The sequence below is a fragment of the Shewanella decolorationis S12 genome (assembly GCF_000485795.1).
Lineage (GTDB): Bacteria > Pseudomonadota > Gammaproteobacteria > Enterobacterales > Shewanellaceae > Shewanella > Shewanella decolorationis.
Window position 1 is genome coordinate 724723 of the sequence record NZ_AXZL01000076.1, and the last position, 16199, is coordinate 740921.

At 46.6% G+C, this 16199-nt stretch carries 17 protein-coding genes; 10 read left to right on the forward strand and 7 right to left on the reverse strand.

The features are described 5' to 3' along the window. Positions 1–20: 20 nt before the first annotated feature. On the reverse strand, positions 21–1733 hold the full coding sequence (locus tag SHD_RS20155; protein ID WP_023268818.1) for a formate--tetrahydrofolate ligase: 1713 nt from the start codon (positions 1731–1733) through the stop codon (positions 21–23). Between the two features lie 228 nt (positions 1734–1961). On the opposite strand from SHD_RS20155, the gene SHD_RS20160 reads away from it, so the two are divergent. Next, positions 1962–2852, forward strand: a complete 891-nt coding sequence (locus SHD_RS20160) for an aldo/keto reductase (protein WP_023268819.1) — start codon at positions 1962–1964, stop codon at positions 2850–2852. Positions 2853–2905: 53 nt separating this feature from the next. Here the strand turns inward: SHD_RS20160 and SHD_RS20165 are convergent, their stop codons facing one another. Beyond that, complete coding sequence (locus SHD_RS20165; protein ID WP_023268820.1) at positions 2906–3736, reverse strand: MaoC/PaaZ C-terminal domain-containing protein; 831 nt, start codon at positions 3734–3736, stop codon at positions 2906–2908. A gap of 660 nt (positions 3737–4396) precedes the next feature. Here SHD_RS20165 and SHD_RS20170 point away from each other — a divergent pair. Continuing rightward, positions 4397–5185 carry a methyltransferase domain-containing protein gene (locus SHD_RS20170; RefSeq protein WP_023268821.1) on the forward strand — a complete coding sequence of 263 codons (789 nt, stop codon included), beginning with the start codon at positions 4397–4399 and terminating at the stop codon, positions 5183–5185. A 142-nt stretch (positions 5186–5327) separates the two neighbouring features. On the opposite strand, the gene SHD_RS20175 is transcribed toward SHD_RS20170, so the two are convergent. Continuing rightward, entirely contained in the window at positions 5328–6224 is an 897-nt protein-coding gene (locus tag SHD_RS20175) for a TraB/GumN family protein (RefSeq protein WP_039978808.1), read from the reverse strand. Between the two features lie 48 nt (positions 6225–6272). Between SHD_RS20175 and SHD_RS20180 the strand changes: the two genes are divergently transcribed. Together SHD_RS20180 and SHD_RS20185 are read left to right on the forward strand one after the other, a co-directional pair. Then, on the forward strand, positions 6273–6581 hold the full coding sequence (locus SHD_RS20180; protein ID WP_011715755.1) for a hypothetical protein: 309 nt from the start codon (positions 6273–6275) through the stop codon (positions 6579–6581). A gap of 138 nt (positions 6582–6719) precedes the next feature. After that, complete coding sequence (locus SHD_RS20185; RefSeq protein WP_023268823.1) at positions 6720–8474, forward strand: GGDEF domain-containing protein; 1755 nt, start codon at positions 6720–6722, stop codon at positions 8472–8474. Positions 8475–8489: 15 nt separating this feature from the next. On the opposite strand, the gene SHD_RS20190 is transcribed toward SHD_RS20185, so the two are convergent. Beyond that, positions 8490–9014 (reverse strand): DUF3016 domain-containing protein, encoded by a 525-nt coding sequence (locus tag SHD_RS20190; protein ID WP_023268824.1) that lies wholly within the window; start codon positions 9012–9014, stop codon positions 8490–8492. Between the two features lie 270 nt (positions 9015–9284). Between SHD_RS20190 and SHD_RS20195 the strand changes: the two genes are divergently transcribed. Together SHD_RS20195 and SHD_RS20200 are read left to right on the forward strand one after the other, a co-directional pair. Further along, positions 9285–9593, forward strand: coding sequence for a hypothetical protein (locus SHD_RS20195; protein WP_023268825.1), 309 nt, complete (start codon positions 9285–9287; stop codon positions 9591–9593). Between the two features lie 151 nt (positions 9594–9744). After that, the gene (locus tag SHD_RS20200; protein WP_023268826.1) at positions 9745–10059 is read left to right on the forward strand and encodes a hypothetical protein; all 315 of its coding nucleotides are present in this window, start codon (positions 9745–9747) and stop codon (positions 10057–10059) included. Positions 10060–10065: 6 nt separating this feature from the next. On the opposite strand, the gene SHD_RS20205 is transcribed toward SHD_RS20200, so the two are convergent. Continuing rightward, on the reverse strand, positions 10066–10575 hold the full coding sequence (locus SHD_RS20205) for a DUF4240 domain-containing protein (protein WP_023268827.1): 510 nt from the start codon (positions 10573–10575) through the stop codon (positions 10066–10068). A 124-nt stretch (positions 10576–10699) separates the two neighbouring features. Between SHD_RS20205 and SHD_RS20210 the strand changes: the two genes are divergently transcribed. The 4 genes from SHD_RS20210 to SHD_RS20225 all read left to right on the forward strand — a co-directional run bounded on the left by SHD_RS20210 (position 10700) and on the right by SHD_RS20225 (position 13356). Continuing rightward, a complete protein-coding gene (locus tag SHD_RS20210; protein ID WP_023268828.1) occupies positions 10700–11083 on the forward strand; it encodes a hypothetical protein in 384 nt (127 codons plus the stop codon). Between the two features lie 73 nt (positions 11084–11156). Continuing rightward, on the forward strand, positions 11157–11954 hold the full coding sequence (locus SHD_RS20215) for a response regulator (RefSeq protein ID WP_023268829.1): 798 nt from the start codon (positions 11157–11159) through the stop codon (positions 11952–11954). Positions 11955–12100: 146 nt separating this feature from the next. Next, positions 12101–12373, forward strand: coding sequence for an HU family DNA-binding protein (locus SHD_RS20220; RefSeq protein WP_023268830.1), 273 nt, complete (start codon positions 12101–12103; stop codon positions 12371–12373). A 290-nt stretch (positions 12374–12663) separates the two neighbouring features. Continuing rightward, the gene (locus tag SHD_RS20225; RefSeq protein ID WP_039978813.1) at positions 12664–13356 is read left to right on the forward strand and encodes a TorF family putative porin; all 693 of its coding nucleotides are present in this window, start codon (positions 12664–12666) and stop codon (positions 13354–13356) included. Positions 13357–13399: 43 nt separating this feature from the next. On the opposite strand, the gene rimK is transcribed toward SHD_RS20225, so the two are convergent. Both rimK and SHD_RS20235 read right to left on the reverse strand, forming a co-directional pair. Then, positions 13400–14305 carry a 30S ribosomal protein S6--L-glutamate ligase gene (gene rimK, locus SHD_RS20230; RefSeq protein WP_023268832.1) on the reverse strand — a complete coding sequence of 302 codons (906 nt, stop codon included), beginning with the start codon at positions 14303–14305 and terminating at the stop codon, positions 13400–13402. A 167-nt stretch (positions 14306–14472) separates the two neighbouring features. Then, positions 14473–16191, reverse strand: coding sequence for a putative bifunctional diguanylate cyclase/phosphodiesterase (locus SHD_RS20235; RefSeq protein WP_023268833.1), 1719 nt, complete (start codon positions 16189–16191; stop codon positions 14473–14475). Positions 16192–16199: the final 8 nt, after the last annotated feature.

The window sequence follows — 16199 nt, forward strand, 5'->3', positions numbered from 1 at the left end:
TATTCAAACTGTTAATTATATTAACCTAAACCAGTAATCTCGCCATCAGCGCCGATATCAATCTTTAAATAGCCGGGAACTAATCCAAGCCCAGGCATAGTCATCACATTCCCCACCAGCGCGGTAATAAATCCTGCCCCCGCATTTAACACTAACTCGCGCACAGGCACGGTAAAACCTTGCGGCACGCCTTTAAGTTGAGGGTCATGGCTAATGGATAAGGGGGTTTTCGCCATACAGACAGGTAAATGGGCGTAACCAAGGGCACTGAGTTCCTGTAATTGCAGCTTAGCCGTCTCAGAAAAACTTACCCCTGCAGCGCCATAACCGACCTCGGCCAAGGTGGATAATTTCGCCTCAAGCGCCATTTCATCGGGATATAGTAGGGTAAACTCGCTTGGCTGCTCACAGGCGCGCATGACGGTTTTCGCCAAGGCCAACGCCCCCGCCTCTCCTTGGCTAAACGCCTCGCTAAGCTCGCAGCCAAAGGCAGCAGTGCCCACAACGGCCTCAATCAACCAGTTAAGCTCTGCCTGTGTATCGGTTGCAAAGCGATTGATGGCCACCACAACGGGAATGCCGTAACGCGCCACATTATTGATATGCCAGTTTAAGTTGGCAAATCCCGCCTCGAGACGGGCCTGGTCGGGCGCATTGATATCTGTATCCGAAGTTAAGCCGCTATTGGCCTTCAGTGCTTTTAAGGTGGTGACTAACACTGCGGCACTCGGGGTTAACCCCGACTGGCGCGCCTTGATATTACAAAACTTCTCAAACCCCATATCGGAGCCAAAACCGCCTTCCGTCACTACAAAATCGGCCAGTTTTAGGGCGATATCGTCGGCAATCACCGACGAGTTACCGTGGGCGATATTGGCAAAGGGCCCTGCGTGGATAAGACAAGGCGCACCGTTTAAGGTCTGCATTAAGGTAGGTTTTACCGCATCCGCCATGATCGCCGTCATCGCGCCGGCAACTCCAAGGTCTTCCGCGCTAATAGCCGCACCTTGGCGATTCACAGCTAGTACTAGCTTGCCAATACGCGTGCGCATGTCTGCTAGATTACGGCTGAGCGCCAAAATCGCCATTAACTCGGAGGCGGCGGTAATATCAAAGCCAGAGGTGTAAGCGGGGCCATTATTTTCACCTAGCCCGACTTCAATCTCACGTAAACAGCGATCGTTATGATCGACCACTCGGTGCCAACGGATGCCGTTAGGCGCTATATCTAAGTAACTCAGCCCAGACTGCAGCTCAAATTCGACCTTGCCTAACCGCGTTTCATGGTACAGCCGAGAGGCTATCGCTGCCGCGCCAAGATTATGGGCGCTGCTGACGGCATGTATGTCTCCTGTTAAATGCAGATTCAGCTCCTGCATGGGCACCACTTGGGCGCAACCGCCACCAGCGGCTCCGCCTTTCACCCCAAATACTGGGCCCATACTGGGCTGGCGAATACAGGCGCACACCTTGTTACCTAGCGCTTTGAGGGATTGGGTTAAACCAATGGTGGTAACGGTTTTGCCTTCGCCGTGGGGCGTTGGCGTCACGGCGGTGACAATGATCAGTTTGCCCTGTTGCTGCTCGGCTAAACGCTGCTGCACACGTAAATCTACCTTGGCTTTAGTCGTGCCAAATAGCTGCATCTCATCGGGCAATAACCCAAATTCGGCGCCAAGCGCGGCAATATCTTTTAGGTGCGCGCGGCGCGAAATATCCATATCGGTTAGCATGGGGTCATCTCTCCCTTGAGTACCTTGCTCTCTAGACAAGGAATACAAAATAGGTATGCAAAATCGGTTGGTATCAGCAACGACTGATTGAATATGGCGGATATTAGGTGATTAGCTTTAAGATATATAGCCATCGAAAGGGTTAATGAGCGATTCCTTAATCTGCATCAAATAAATCGACTCGGGTCCTTTCCCCTACAAAATACAGATTCCCAAAAGAGAAACAACATGAGCGGATCCCCTTTTAGTTTTTCAGAGTTTGTTGCTGGCTTTTGGCGAATGCACAGTTGGCAAATGTCACCCTCCGAGCGGCTTAACCTGATAGAACAATACCTAGACCTAGGTGTGACCACTATGGATCACGCCGATATTTATGGCCAATACCAGTGCGAAACCCTGTTCGGCGAGGCGTTAGCGCTAAAACCCGCCTTAAGACAGCAGATGCAATTGGTGAGCAAATGCGGCATTAAGCCCGCCTTCGATTGTCGTCCCGAGCGCTATGTAAACCATTACGACACCTCCAAGGCGCATGTTATTGCCAGTGTTGAGCAATCACTAAAGCAGCTGAAAACCGATTATTTAGATCTGCTGCTGATCCACAGACCCGATCCTTTGATGGACGCCGATCAAGTGGCCGACGCCTTTGCTGACTTAAAACAGGCGGGCAAAGTACAACACTTTGGGGTATCTAACTTCACCAACGCGCAGTTTTCATTATTGCAGTCGAGATTAACTGACCCCTTAGTCACCAATCAAATCGAAATCTCACCGCTGGCAATGGCGAGTATGCACGATGGTACTCTCGATTTATGTCAGGAGCGGCGCATTCGGCCTATGGCTTGGTCCTGTTTGGGCGGCGGCAAGATCTTTGATAATAGCCATCCACAGGCCATTCGCCTGCAACAAACCTTAGCGAACATCGCCGATGAGATTGGCGCCCAAGATATCAGCCAAGTGATTTATGCCTGGGTGCAGATGTTACCGAGTCGGCCCGTGCCGATTATCGGCAGTGGCAATATCGCGAGGATAAAAACGGCGGTGGCCTCGCAGTCACTCACCCTAGACAGACAGCAATGGTTTAGTATCTGGCAAGCATCAACCGGACACAGCGTGCCTTAGCACTGCAAACAACACCAACAAAAACGGCGCCTTAGGCGCCGTTTTCATCATGCTTAAAGCTGCACTTCACCACTAAGATGCGGTCTGCGACCTTTACTATCACGTAGCTCAAATACCCACTTGTCTTGTGATTTTTCGTAACCAAATCCTACTTCGGCGGGCATCAGTAACGGCAACTTAAATGCCACATCGACCACGAAGGGACGCTCACCAATCTCAGGCATTAATTCTGCTAAGCAGCGCGCCTTAGACCACATACCGTGGGCCAACACACGGTCAAAACCAAAACGTTTCGACAGCACGGGATGCAGGTGGATCAGGTTATAGTCGCCTGATGCTTTGGCATAACGGCGGCCTAAATCTTCACTCAACTCCCAAGATTGGGGCGAGTCCCAAGCCATCCCGAGCGCCTTAGGTGGACGAACGCGGCGGCCAGCGGTCTCGATACGATAGAGGTAAGTCGACAGCGATTCCCAAACTAGCTCTTCGCCCACAAAAACCTTAGAGACAAATTCAAACTCTAAGCCTGAATCGGTTTCACGACTGGTGGTTAAGGCGCATTCGAGGGAGAACACTTCATCAACTGTCGTCGGACGATAGACTTGAATACGGTTCTTTAAATGGATCATCCCCAGCAGCGGGAAGGTAATACCATCGTGGGTAAAAATCACCGCGTGCAGGCGAAATGCCATCACATACAAATAGGTTGGCGGTAATATTTTACCGTTGAAATCAAAGCCACACACTTGGGCATATTGGCTAACTTTGGCCTCGGACACTTGCACATTGGGCGCCGACACCTTGATATAAGGCAAGGGCTGTTGATCCCAACCGGGTTTACGACCAAAGAAAATCTTGCGATAAAGAGAAAACAGCGAGGGCATCGCGTTCAATTCAACACAATATGCATTATTCAAGTCTGAGTACCTTTTAATTAACTATCCCTACGCACAAATAACCAGAAATACCCCGTACAGATGCATAACATCTGAAAAATCAAAAAGCTCACGAGTGTAAAACAGGCAAAACTGTGTCTAAAAAGGGCTGATGCTGACTCACCGAATGGACAATTATACCCAAACAACCTGAAGATGAGGATTCAGCGGGAATGTAACGCTCTTTAGGCAAGGCGGTTATTTGCAGACCTAGTGGTCTAAGTCAAAAATAACCAACACAGCATAAAGAGCGTTAAAACCCGCCGAGACGGAGCGCCTAGGGCACTCCACTTCGGTGTTGCATCAATTCACAAGGTGCTCGACATTCTTTCATTGATGCGCCTTGAATTGAAGCCCCCTAGACGCTCTGAAACTCATATCTTCAGGTCGCTTGGGTATATTAGAGTCAGGTTTATCGAAAACGGCGTGATTATACCCCAGGGGATAGAGTTCTGGATATCCCCAACTTTACTGTGATTTTTTATCTCATTAAAAATCAATATATTATAAAGTCATTGTCCTGTATGACTTTGCCTTATCCACACTGCGAGTGCGAAAAGATTACGCCTGTGCCACACTATTGCCCCCAGTCTTTAACTTAGTTAACCCGTGCAAGATAAGAATTTCGATAAACTCGCGCAAAAGTTCGCGAAGAACATTTACGGCACCCCTAAAGGTGAAATCCGTGCAGCCGTGTTATGGCGCGATCTCGCTCCCGCCTTGGCGCAATTTGGCGATAAAAAACTGCGGATTTTAGATGCGGGCGGCGGTTTTGGTTATTTCAGCCAAAAGCTGGCACGTCTGGGCCATGAAGTGGTGTTGTGTGATATTTCCGCCGAAATGCTCGCCCAAGCGAAAACACAAATCGATGCCAGCAACGCGCCATTGGCTATCCGTTTGGTGCACGCGCCAATTCAAGCCCTCTCCGTCAAGGAACATGGCAGATTCGATCTCATCCTCTGCCATGCCGTAGTCGAATGGCTGGCCGATGCGAAAACCACCATGGAAGGCTTGCTAACCATGCTTAAGCCCAATGGGCTGTTTTCGCTGATGTTTTACAATAAAGAGGCAATGCGCTTCCATGCGTTAGTGTCGGGTAATTTCGACTATGTTGCCGCCGATCTTAAGGTGAAGAAGAAGGTGCGCCTCACGCCGACGCACCCGCTTTATATTCATGATGTCAAACAATGGTTTGCCGAATGGAATATGGATCTGCTGCGCGAGTCGGGCGTGCGAGTCATTCACGACTATTTGAAAAAACACCAGCCCGCGGATTTTGACTATCAAAAGCTGCTGACGATGGAGCTCGAATATTCCCAACGCGAGCCCTATATTTCGCTCGGTCGTTATGTGCATTTTCTGGGGCAAAGCGCCGCAACTCTAGATGCATCCCACTAATGTCGCGAAACAATAAAGGACGCCAAAGCGTCCTTTATTGTTTCATCACCATATGATTCGACCCTAGTTCTGTTCACTAAGTGTATTCAACCCCAGTGCATTCAAATCCAGAATCCCCCCAATCATCCGTCATATAGCTATATCAGTCACATTGCTCACGCCAACAGGCGATTACGGTGGCGCCCTTCTGTTTAAGTAACTGCACCACGCTTTTATCACCCACCACATGGCCTGCGCCTACCACCACAAATAGCGGTTCGCTGGCGGCTTCTGCGGTCATTAACCTCATCATGCCATCGGCCATGACTTTATTGCGCTGCCAGAGAATTTTATCCAGCATCAGGGTGTCGCCCTCCCCTCCAAGCTGCTCCTGCATCAAAGTATCCAACGCAGTTTCATCACCGGAGCGCCACGCCTCAACCAGTGAGAGTAGTTCGGCATCAGAGGCATTAATGGCTTCGCGCACCATAGACCACTGGGCCTGGCTATCGAAGGAGGCCAGCAATTGGAACTGCGACTCAGCCGTCTCGAGCTGATACACAGGCTTACCGACACGGCCAAGCAACTGCATATCGACACCATAGTCGGTGCTAAAACCTAAGCCATTGTAACGTAATAGATTAAGTTGAGATGCCTGCAACCAAGGCGCAAAGGCTTGAATCGACTGGCATAGGCTGGCCTTGTCTTCACAATAGTGGCGCATCACCTCTATCGTTTGTTTATCTCGGCTCTGCCAATCGAGCCCCTGTGCGTGAGTCGCCATACCATACTTTTGCAATAGGGCACGGCTGTCGATTTTATTGGTATCGATTTCAACCACCAATCCCTTGGACTTGGCAAATGCCGCTTCCACTTGCGCTGGCATAGGATAAAAATCGGCACGGCCAATATGAATCGAACCCAACAGGTAAGCGGATTTCCCCTGCCATTGCACCTGATAAAACGGCGGTTTATCCGTCTGTGCCGCCCAACTCGACGCACTGGTAAACATTGCGACGCCGCACAGTGCCAGTAATAGTCGCCACCGACTTGTTGCCATATCCTTTGCCCCTTATAATTCCTGCAAATTTTGCAATGAGACGCTGTTATGCCACACACTAAGGTTATAGAGCAACTGAAAGAAAATCTTCAAATCGCCTATCGCCAAGCCATAGACGCTGACGCTAAGTTAGATGAATTGAAAAAAGCGGGCCATGGGAAATTCACCAGCATCTTCACCGCCGAACAAGGCTTTATCGTGTCGAGCAACCGCTTTTTGCCCTATGTGCAAGAATTGGTGGACGACCTCACTAAGCTGCAACAACAGAGCAGCCTAGATCCAGCCGCACTGGAAACCTTAGTGCGCCAACTGGCCACCCTTCTCAAAACCCTGCACGCCTTCAAAAAGCAAAGCTAATTCAATAAACGCTGAAATATCATCAATTTCAGCGTTTGCTCTCATTTCCTGTACACGGACTTTTGGCAAACAAAATTGTCATCATTTTGTCATTTCTAAGTCATAGACTCCGCAAACATTGTCGTGGGGGCTGAAGTAATGACGAGTTTAGATCTGGCAAAAGAGCTTGATAAGATAATCGCAAAGGGGGCTATCAGCCCGCTTTTTCAGCCTATTTTCAATATCTTGGAACACAAGATCCACGGATTTGAAGCGCTCAGCCGTGGGCCTGAGCACAGCCCGCTGTACTCACCCATTCCGCTGTTTAAAACCGCGGAACATCAGGGCAAACTGAGCGAACTCGAGACACTCTGCCGCCGCATTTCGCTGGAGCAATTCAAACTGCGCCAGTTCCAAGGCCGTTTGTTTATTAATATTTCCCCTAAGGCCCTGCTCGATCCCACCCATCCTAAGGGTATGACGCTGCAACTGTTACAGCAGCTTGGGATCTCACCTTCACAGGTGGTGATTGAGTTATCGGAGCAATATCCCGCCGAAGATATCGACTTACTGAAATCTTGCCTGAATCACTATCGCAGCCAAGGCTTTATGACCGCTATCGATGATTTGGGTGCGGGCTATTCGGGTTTACGGCTCTGGTCTGAGTTATCGCCCGACTATGTAAAAATCGATCGCCACTTTATTCACCAAATCGATTCGACTCCAGTTAAGCAAGAATTTGTGCGCTCGATTGTCGAACTGTGTCAAAGCCTCACCTGCAAAGTGATTGCCGAAGGGATTGAAACCCAAGAGGAACTCGCCGTACTCAAACAGCTAGGCATAGTTTATTGCCAAGGCTATTTACTCGGACGCCCGGAGGCACTGCCGAGCCGCGCGATGAAAGCGACCTTAGTGCCGAATAATACTCAAGTTCAGCCCAGATACAGTGAATCCGCCGAAAGCCTCTGCACCAGCGCCATTACAGTGGTGCCGACACTCAAGCTTAAGCACCTAAGCGATACTTTTAGCTCACAACCCGCCTTACAGGCCGTGGTTGTGGTGCAAGATCAACTGCCGCTGGGGATTATTAGCAGAGCGACTTTGTTGGAGCTTTTTAGCACGCCCTATGGTCGAGCATTGCATGAAAACCACGCCGTCAGTGAAGTGATGGACCCGCAAGTGTTGCAGATTGAAGCCAACGAGCCCCTGTCGATTGTGAGTCAATTACTGACCTCGGAGAGCGCCAATACCGTCGCCCAGCAATTTATCATTCTGCGTCGGGGCAAATTGCTTGGCATCGGCCACACCAAAGATTTGCTACAGCGGATCACCGAGCACAGGATCAAGATGGCAAGGCATGCCAATCCGTTAACGGATTTACCCGGTAATGTGCCTATTCAGGAAGAACTCAAACGCCTCCGAAACCAACAAAAGCCCTTCTACTTGGCCTATTTTGATCTTTGTCAGTTCAAGCCCTATAACGATATTTACGGTTTCTGCCGCGGCGATGAGGTGATTTGCGAGGTCGCCAATCTGTTAGTGAAGTATAAAACTGACAACTGTTTTATCGGCCATGTCGGTGGCGATGACTTTGTGGTGATCAGCACCTGTGAGCAACTCATCGAGCGCTGCCAACGCATATTGACGGAGTTTGAGGCCAACAAGTCGCTCTTTTATAGTGCAGAGCATTGGCAAGCCCAAGAAATGCTCGCCGATGACAGGCAAGGACAAGCCTGTTATCACAAGTTAATCAGCCTGTGTGTCGGCGTCCTTACTCCCGCCCATACCTATAACTGCAATGAACATAGCTTATCGACCTTAAGTGCCAAGGCAAAAAAACAGGCAAAATCCGCGAGTAACGGATTTTGCCTGTTAGAAGAGAGAGACATGAGCCCCCAAGCATTGAGTGCCTAGGCTGGTTTTATCAGACTAGAGTTTCGGTGCAACGGTCTTTTTTAACCAATCACTTAGCATTTTGGTCTCATAGTTAAATGGTTTGTCATTTAACGGCTGAATACCCGTCATAAAGCCCATATCGGAGAGCTTTTCATCCCCGGCGATGATCACTTTGTCATTTTCAAGCACTTGATAACTAAAGGTCATGCGTGGTGGATAAAGCTCTTTGATCACCCGTAAATCATCGGCGGTTGCCCCAAAGGTTGGACGCATATCGCCGGCGAGGTCTACATCGGTCACCGTCATCTCTAATTTTTGATTCGGTTTTAAAACCTTTGCCGCTTCTTTATTGATATTCGCGGTTAAGGTATCAAATAAACGCTGTTCATAACGGGATTGGATCTCGCCGGACGACTTAATGTCACGGAAATCCTTTGGATTTTGCCAAACAATCTTAACAACCCCATCTTCTGTCACGGGGTCGGTTTTCGCCTCGTCTGCGGCCCATACAGCACTGCAACTCAACACACTGGCGAGTAATAGGAACTGAACTTTCATATTTGCCTCCTAGGCCTCATTGTTTCTGCCATATACCGTACAAAATCTAACCTGAACTTCAGCTTAATGCAAAATGCTATTCATCACAGCCTTGATTGAGTAAGCTTTTGTATAGATTAGTAAATATTATATATTATGCCGGATAAACTCGTATCTTTTTGTATCCAATACCTAATAAGAGATAAAGTTATTAATTTGTGATTTTTTAACGCGCATATTACGTAAAAAAGTATTATTCTTCGCACACTCGATTATGACCACGAATTAAAAATGAAATTCCCCGTTGTACCAGTGTTTGTATTAATCCTGTTTACTTGTTTTGCCAGCGCGATTTGGTTTATCTCCTCAGGGGAGAAGGACACGCGCCCTGAAAATTGGTCGTCCTTCATCTATACCCATGGTTACGATTCAGGTAAATATAAGAAAACAGATAATTTTGACAGTTATGAAACCTGTCGAGACTTCGCCAAAGAGCAGTCATCTTTTTACGATAATGTGCCTTGGGAGTGCGGTCTAAAGTGTGGATTTGACTCCCGTAAACAGGGATTTCAATGCCAAGAGATGCGAAACGAGCAGTAAGATAGCGGTTCAGCCAAGGTTCAAGATCCCTCCAGTATGCTTAATTTCTCAGCAATACCTTTGGTTTTGTTTGTCATGGATGCACTGTATAAAGCCAAACGACGATTTAAAGACTAACCGATTATCGGTAATTTAAATTTGGAGTTTATCTATGAAACTAACAACCACAAATCTGCAGCAACCTATGATGGCAAAGTTTGCCTTACTGACACTGCTCACCCTAGGCACACTCATCAGTTTACCTAGCCATGCCACCACGCTCAGTGCTGCGCAGCAGCAAGTGGTGAAATCGCACTTTAACAAGCTTGCACGGTCACAACAGCAGGCAGAAGATCGTATGACTGAACAGCTCGACCAAGAATTTAGCCGTCAATTAGCGGAGCAAGAGCATCAACTGATGCGCGAAACTTGCCCTCGCTACGGAATGACCTTCGATGTGAGTAGCAATGCCTGCTTACGCTCGTAAGCCAAATTAAAACGGAAAACGCGCGCTAAGCTCAGGATATTGCTGCTTTAAATCTTTGGGCTTAGTGCTAAATTTTTTACCTGCTGGCGTCGCCTTACCCGACGGAATAAAAGGCAACTCCTTACCCGTTCTGTCTTCAAATAGTTGACCCGCGATCAAGTCGTAATCTTCGATGAAAGGATAGGCGTAGCCGTCTTTCTCGGGCCATGCTGATAACTGCGCCAAAGTATCGGGATTGGCAATCACCGCCTCGTAACGCGCCTGCCCAAGTGAAATCAGAAACGCGCGAAATTCAGCAAAGGCATAATCGGAATCACAGCCAGTGATGATATAAGCCGCTCCCCATACCGACCATAAATAGCTTCGACGCATCTGCTGGCCAAACAATTTATCGAAGGCTTTTAGCTCATCGTCACTCAGCGCTGCTAACTTTTGCTTTAATGCCTGCACTAAAGATTCCTGGGATTGCGCTGGCTCACTGCGGGTCACTAAGTCCCAAAATTCTATTTCTGTCATCACTTAACCTAATATTGAATGCTCAAGCACAGGCGTATTCTACATGATAATACGGTTATGCTGGACTCAGTTCGGGGCTTTTCCTACACTTGCTCCACTAAAAATAACCCATAAACCCAAGCCAATGCCTAAACGCCTTATTTTATTAATTGCCCTTTATACCCTTTTTGCCATTATCGCCCTGCTACGTGCGGTTGCCACGGGTTCATTCGATCTCTTTAGCTTAGGCGTTTTGCCCGTATTATTTGGCATACTGACGCAAGCACCTTGGTCTAGCTTAGTGCTGAAAATTTATATTGGATTACAAACCTTAGGCCTGTCAGCACTAGGGGTTACTGCCATTATCGCCTATCAAATTACCCCGCAGGACGTCAAAGTGGTGATTGAAGGCCACAATATCCCTATGCTCCCCTTAGTGATAAGCATCATTTCCCTGTTAATGATTCAATATTGGATAGCCTTCTCTCGAATAACGAGAGATTATTTAACTGCAAAAACAAATAGCTAAACGAATATGTTGCGAAGAAGTTATTTCTCACCTAAGTTAACACCTCTCTAAAAAGACCAGATTATTTGTAACTATGACTCATTTATCGCCCAGCGAATTATCGATGCTTATTGTGGAGCCATCGGAAACCCAGCGCCGAATCATTATCAAGCGCTTACAGCAAGAAGGCATTATTAGCATCGAAAGTGCTGCCAATATCGCAGAAGCCAAGACAGTTATTGCTCGGCATAAGCCGGATCTCATCGCCAGTGCAATGTATTTTGAAGATGGCACCGCAACAGAGTTTTTAAGTTACTTAAGAGCCAATAGTGAATATAAAGACATTCAATTTATGTTGGTTTCGAGCGAGTGCCGTCGTGAGCAGTTAGAGATTTTCCGTCAATCAGGAGTGGTGGCAATCCTTCCCAAGCCTTTTAACGCAGAACACTTAGGCAAGGCACTAAATGCAACGATCGATCTGCTCAGTCACGATGAACTCGATTTAAGCCACTTCGATGTCCACGACGTGCGTGTGCTGGTGGTCGATGACAGCCGCATGGCACGTAATGTCATCAAGCGTACTATTGGTAACCTAGGGATTAAGCAGATTACTGAAGCAGAAGATGGCGCCCAAGCAATTGAGTTGATGCGTAACAATATGTTTGATCTGATCATTACCGATTACAATATGCCAAGCGTCGATGGTCTGGCGCTCACTCAGTTTATCCGTAGCGAAAGCCAACAATCCCATGTACCTATCTTAATGGTGTCTTCCGAGGCCAACGATGCTCACTTAAGCAACGTATCTCAGGCAGGTGTGAATGCATTATGCGATAAACCCTTCGAGCCCAAATTAGTCAAACAACTCTTATATCAATTGCTCGAAGAATAAAACCTAAGTCACGAATGGAGAAAATAGCCTCCAATTTTGTTACTTAGATGACACAAGCCCGTAGCAAAAGGCTTTCCAACGACTAAACCTTGTGGCATGTTAGGCACGCTGACTTAATAAATCTACGGAAAGAAGAGACAATAAAAATGAACAAAACAGAACTTATCGCCAAGATTGCAGAAAATGCCGATATCACAAAAGCTGAAGCAACACGTGCATTGAAATCTTTCGAAGCAGCGATTACTGAATCAATGAAAAACGGTGACAAAATTTCTATCGTTGGATTTGGCTCTTTTGAAACCACGACTCGTGCAGCTCGTACAGGACGTAACCCTCAAACGGGTAAAGAAATTCAGATTGCTGAAGCGATTGTACCCAAGTTTAAAGCGGGTAAAACCCTGCGTGATAGCGTGAATTAATTTGCTCGATATTCGTTATATAAAACACCTTCTTCGTGAGGTGTTTTTTTTACCTCATTCAAAACACAAAAGCTGATTTTTTGCACAAACACGGTGCGCACACTGCTCTATATTTGAGCATTTAAAAACATTTTATTAACATATTTTTTTTAATACACTGTTTTTAAAGCATTTAAAATAATGGCATGTGATTAGCAATTCCCTTATCAGAAAAAACCATGATGCACCAATGTCACTCGCTCCTAGGTGGCATGAGTGAATCAATAAATAAGTCAATCGAGGGGATGAGAATGAGAAAATCACTGTGCAGCGTTTTGGCATTATCAACGGGATTATTACTAACCACCAATGCCTTTGCGGCGGTATCAGGCAATATTGGTGGCACCTCTAACTATCTATGGCGCGGAGTGACTCAAACCAAAGATGCGGTCGCAATCCAAGGAGGCCTAGATTATAGCCATGATTCCGGATTCTATGCTGGCACTTGGGCATCAAATGTCGACTTTGGGGATGATACCAGTTATGAATTAGACCTCTATGCTGGTTATGGCGGCAATATTACCGAAGATCTCAGCTACGATTTTGGCTACCTTTACTACGCCTACCCCGATGCTGAAGGCAGCATCGATTTTGGTGAACTGCATGGCGCCATCACTTGGAAATGGTTTGAACTCAGCTATTCCCATGTAATCAATGCGGGTGATGATGTAGCTGCTGATCCATTAGATGATAAAGATATGAGTTATCTTGCCGCCACAGCATCCTTCCCATTAACCGACAAACTCAGCCTGTCACTGCACTACGGCTATTCCAGCGGGGATGTGGTTGAGTCCTGGTTTGGTGAAGATAACTACGCAGATTACAACGTTACCCTGAGTGCTGACACCAGTATAGGAACTGTCTCATTTATGGTGTCGGATACGGATCTCAATGGTGAGGATGCCAAAGTCGTCCTTGGCTACTCCTACGGTTTTGATTTATAAAATTTAACACTAAAAAACGCCGCGATAATCGCGGCGTTTTTTGTTAGGCAATCACGGCACGATTCGATTTACGCGCAGATACCATCTTCTCGATATATTCCACAATTGGTTCGGTGACCGAAATCCCAGTGGTCTGCTCTATCCCTTCATTCCCTGGAGCCGAATTGACTTCAAGGATCAACGGACCACGATTAGAACGTAAAATATCGACGCCTGCGACCACCAATCCCATGGCTTTAACAGCGGCGACCGCCATTTTGCGCTCTGCTGGCGTAATTTTAACTTTTTCCCCAGAGCCACCTAAATGCAAATTGGAACGAAAATCCCCTTCGGGGCCCTGACGCTTCATCGAAGCAACCACTTTGTCACCCACAACAAAACAGCGAATATCGCTGCCGTTGGATTCCTTAATATATTCCTGCACCATGATGTTAGCTTTCAGCCCTAAAAAGGCTTCAATCACACTCTCGGCAGCGGTTTTTGTTTCGGCTAACACCACGCCAATCCCCTGCGTGCCTTCCAGTAACTTAATCACTAAAGGCGCGCCACCCACCATGTTAATCAAATCGGGAATATCATTAGGTTTATTCGCAAACCCTGTGATAGGCATGCCAATACCCTTGCGGGAAAGTAATTGTAGCGCCCGTAACTTATCCCGCGAGCGCGCGATTGAAATCGAATCGTTAGCGGCAAATACCCCCATCATTTCAAATTGGCGCACAACAGCACAACCGTAAAAAGTCACACTGGCGTGAATACGAGGAATAACCGCATCGAAACCAGTCAGCTCTTGACCTTGATAATGAATGCTCGGTTTGATGGAGTTGATATTCATGTAGCAATTCAAGGTATTAATAACCACGGCTTCATGTCCACGACCCTCACAGGCCGCAACTAAACGTCGAGTGGAATACAACTCTGGGAACTGGGATAAAATACCTATTTTCATTGCCAAATGACCAAATTAAACACTGTAGATTGAAGTTCTGAGCGAGTTGCATCAGAAAGGGGCGCAGATATTTGTCTATGGCTCAGTGTAAAGCAAGAAAATATTCACCACCAGACGAAAACCTAAGCCTTAACCAAACGTAAGATAATGTTCACAATTTGGCTTCATTATTTAGGCAGCAATGGGGTGATGTACTTTGCCTCAAACTCACTTGCTTCTACAGGACGAGAAAAGAGGTAGCCTTGCAATAAGTTGCAATGCCTCACTGTGCAAAATTCTGCTTGCTCAAGGGTTTCAATTCCTTCGGCAACAGAAGTAACGTTAAAACCATAGGCAAAGTTAAGGAGTGCAGTAAGCAAACGAGTGTCCTTTTCGTCCTTATCGTAGGAAGCAATAAAGCTCTTATCGATTTTTAACACACTGATTGGAAATAGCTTTATATGTTCGAGGGATGAAAAACCCGTGCCAAAGTCATCCAACGCAAATCTCACTCCCAGTTGCGCAATTTTATCAAGGATTTTGGCGTGTTCATGGGGCTCTTCAATCAAACAATTTTCGGTAATTTCTAACTCCAGTGCATTTGGGGCTAAGCCAGTTTGCTCAAGCACATGGGCAATTTTTTCATACAAATCGATATGCCCAATTTGAGAGGCTGATAGATTTACGGCAATAGTAAAACTGTGTCCTAAAGGGGCTAATTGACTGAGCCAGAGCTGCGCCTGCCGACAAGCTTCCAGTAATACCCAATCCCCGATTTCCTCCATCAAACCAATTTCTTCAGCGATGGGCAGAAATTGATCCGGTGAAATCAAACCATCTTGCGGATGCAACCAGCGGATCAACGCCTCCATCCCCACCATTTGATGAGTTTTAGCATCCACTTGTACCTGATAATAAACTTTTAGCTCGTTCTGTCTTAAAGCAATCCGCAGACTGGATTCAATATGATTTCGATAGCGAACTTCTTTATCTAATGCCTCGGAATAAAACTGGATCTGATTACGGCCCATTTTTTTGGCACGGTACATGGCAATATCGGCGCATTTCATCAACTCAGAGCTATCGGATGCGGCCTCGTTGTAAAAGGCCACTCCAATGCTGGCACCAATCATGACATCGTTATCACCAAGGCAAAACACTTCTTCAAATGCTTTAAGTAGCCGATTAGCCACTATCATAGGGAAATATTTATAGTCATTATCTGTCACAAGCACGACAAATTCGTCGCCCCCTAAACGGGCAATAACATCACCATCACGTAAAACGGCACTGAGTCTCGATGCCACCTTCACGAGTAAAATATCTCCAGTCTGATGGCCTAAAGTATCATTAATTGCTTTAAAATCATCCAGATCGAGTAATATCACCGCTAAAAAATCATTGCTACGTTTTGCCCTTGCAATGGCGCGGTTTAAACATAATTCAAAACCATAACGGTTCATTAATTTAGTCAGAGAATCGTGTTCAGCTAACTCTTTGAGTTTTTGATGGCTATTTCTTAAAGCCAATGCCATGGATGCGCGCTGCTTAGCGTAGCGAATTGAACGGCTTAAGATTCTTGAATTGACTTCATCTTTCAGTAAAAAATCCTGCGCACCTAACTCTATGCAACGTTGAGCCAACTTTTCATCTTCGTAACGACTCAGCATCACCACAACGGTTTGTTCTTGAGTCATTGAATTGAGTTTGATCAGTACTTCCAATCCATTAGCATCTGGCAATAGATAATCGAGTAATATGCCGTCAAAGTGGCGTTCTAAAGCCAAGTTTAGGCCGTCAAAAGCGCAATTAGCCTCAATGACATTAAATGCTAATTTTGACTGTCTTAATGCGCGAATGATGGCTGTTCTATCGACTTCATCATCATCGATCAGTAGTAAATCCATAGATAGAT

Excerpts from the sequence above, each read along its gene's own strand:
- SHD_RS20155 (WP_023268818.1), bottom strand. The coding sequence starts at position 1,733 with ATGCTAACCGATATGGATATTTCGCGCCGCGCGCACCTAAAAGATATT.
- SHD_RS20160 (WP_023268819.1), top strand. The coding sequence starts at position 1,962 with ATGAGCGGATCCCCTTTTAGTTTTTCAGAGTTTGTTGCTGGCTTTTGG.
- SHD_RS20165 (WP_023268820.1), bottom strand. The coding sequence starts at position 3,736 with ATGCCCTCGCTGTTTTCTCTTTATCGCAAGATTTTCTTTGGTCGTAAA.
- SHD_RS20175 (WP_039978808.1), bottom strand. The coding sequence starts at position 6,224 with ATGGCAACAAGTCGGTGGCGACTATTACTGGCACTGTGCGGCGTCGCA.
- SHD_RS20180 (WP_011715755.1), top strand. The coding sequence starts at position 6,273 with ATGCCACACACTAAGGTTATAGAGCAACTGAAAGAAAATCTTCAAATC.
- SHD_RS20185 (WP_023268823.1), top strand. The coding sequence starts at position 6,720 with ATGACGAGTTTAGATCTGGCAAAAGAGCTTGATAAGATAATCGCAAAG.
- SHD_RS20190 (WP_023268824.1), bottom strand. The coding sequence starts at position 9,014 with ATGAAAGTTCAGTTCCTATTACTCGCCAGTGTGTTGAGTTGCAGTGCT.
- SHD_RS20195 (WP_023268825.1), top strand. The coding sequence starts at position 9,285 with ATGAAATTCCCCGTTGTACCAGTGTTTGTATTAATCCTGTTTACTTGT.
- SHD_RS20200 (WP_023268826.1), top strand. The coding sequence starts at position 9,745 with ATGAAACTAACAACCACAAATCTGCAGCAACCTATGATGGCAAAGTTT.
- SHD_RS20205 (WP_023268827.1), bottom strand. The coding sequence starts at position 10,575 with ATGACAGAAATAGAATTTTGGGACTTAGTGACCCGCAGTGAGCCAGCG.
- SHD_RS20210 (WP_023268828.1), top strand. The coding sequence starts at position 10,700 with ATGCCTAAACGCCTTATTTTATTAATTGCCCTTTATACCCTTTTTGCC.
- SHD_RS20215 (WP_023268829.1), top strand. The coding sequence starts at position 11,157 with ATGACTCATTTATCGCCCAGCGAATTATCGATGCTTATTGTGGAGCCA.
- SHD_RS20220 (WP_023268830.1), top strand. The coding sequence starts at position 12,101 with ATGAACAAAACAGAACTTATCGCCAAGATTGCAGAAAATGCCGATATC.
- SHD_RS20225 (WP_039978813.1), top strand. The coding sequence starts at position 12,664 with ATGAGAAAATCACTGTGCAGCGTTTTGGCATTATCAACGGGATTATTA.
- rimK (WP_023268832.1), bottom strand. The coding sequence starts at position 14,305 with ATGAAAATAGGTATTTTATCCCAGTTCCCAGAGTTGTATTCCACTCGA.
- SHD_RS20235 (WP_023268833.1), bottom strand. The coding sequence starts at position 16,191 with ATGGATTTACTACTGATCGATGATGATGAAGTCGATAGAACAGCCATC.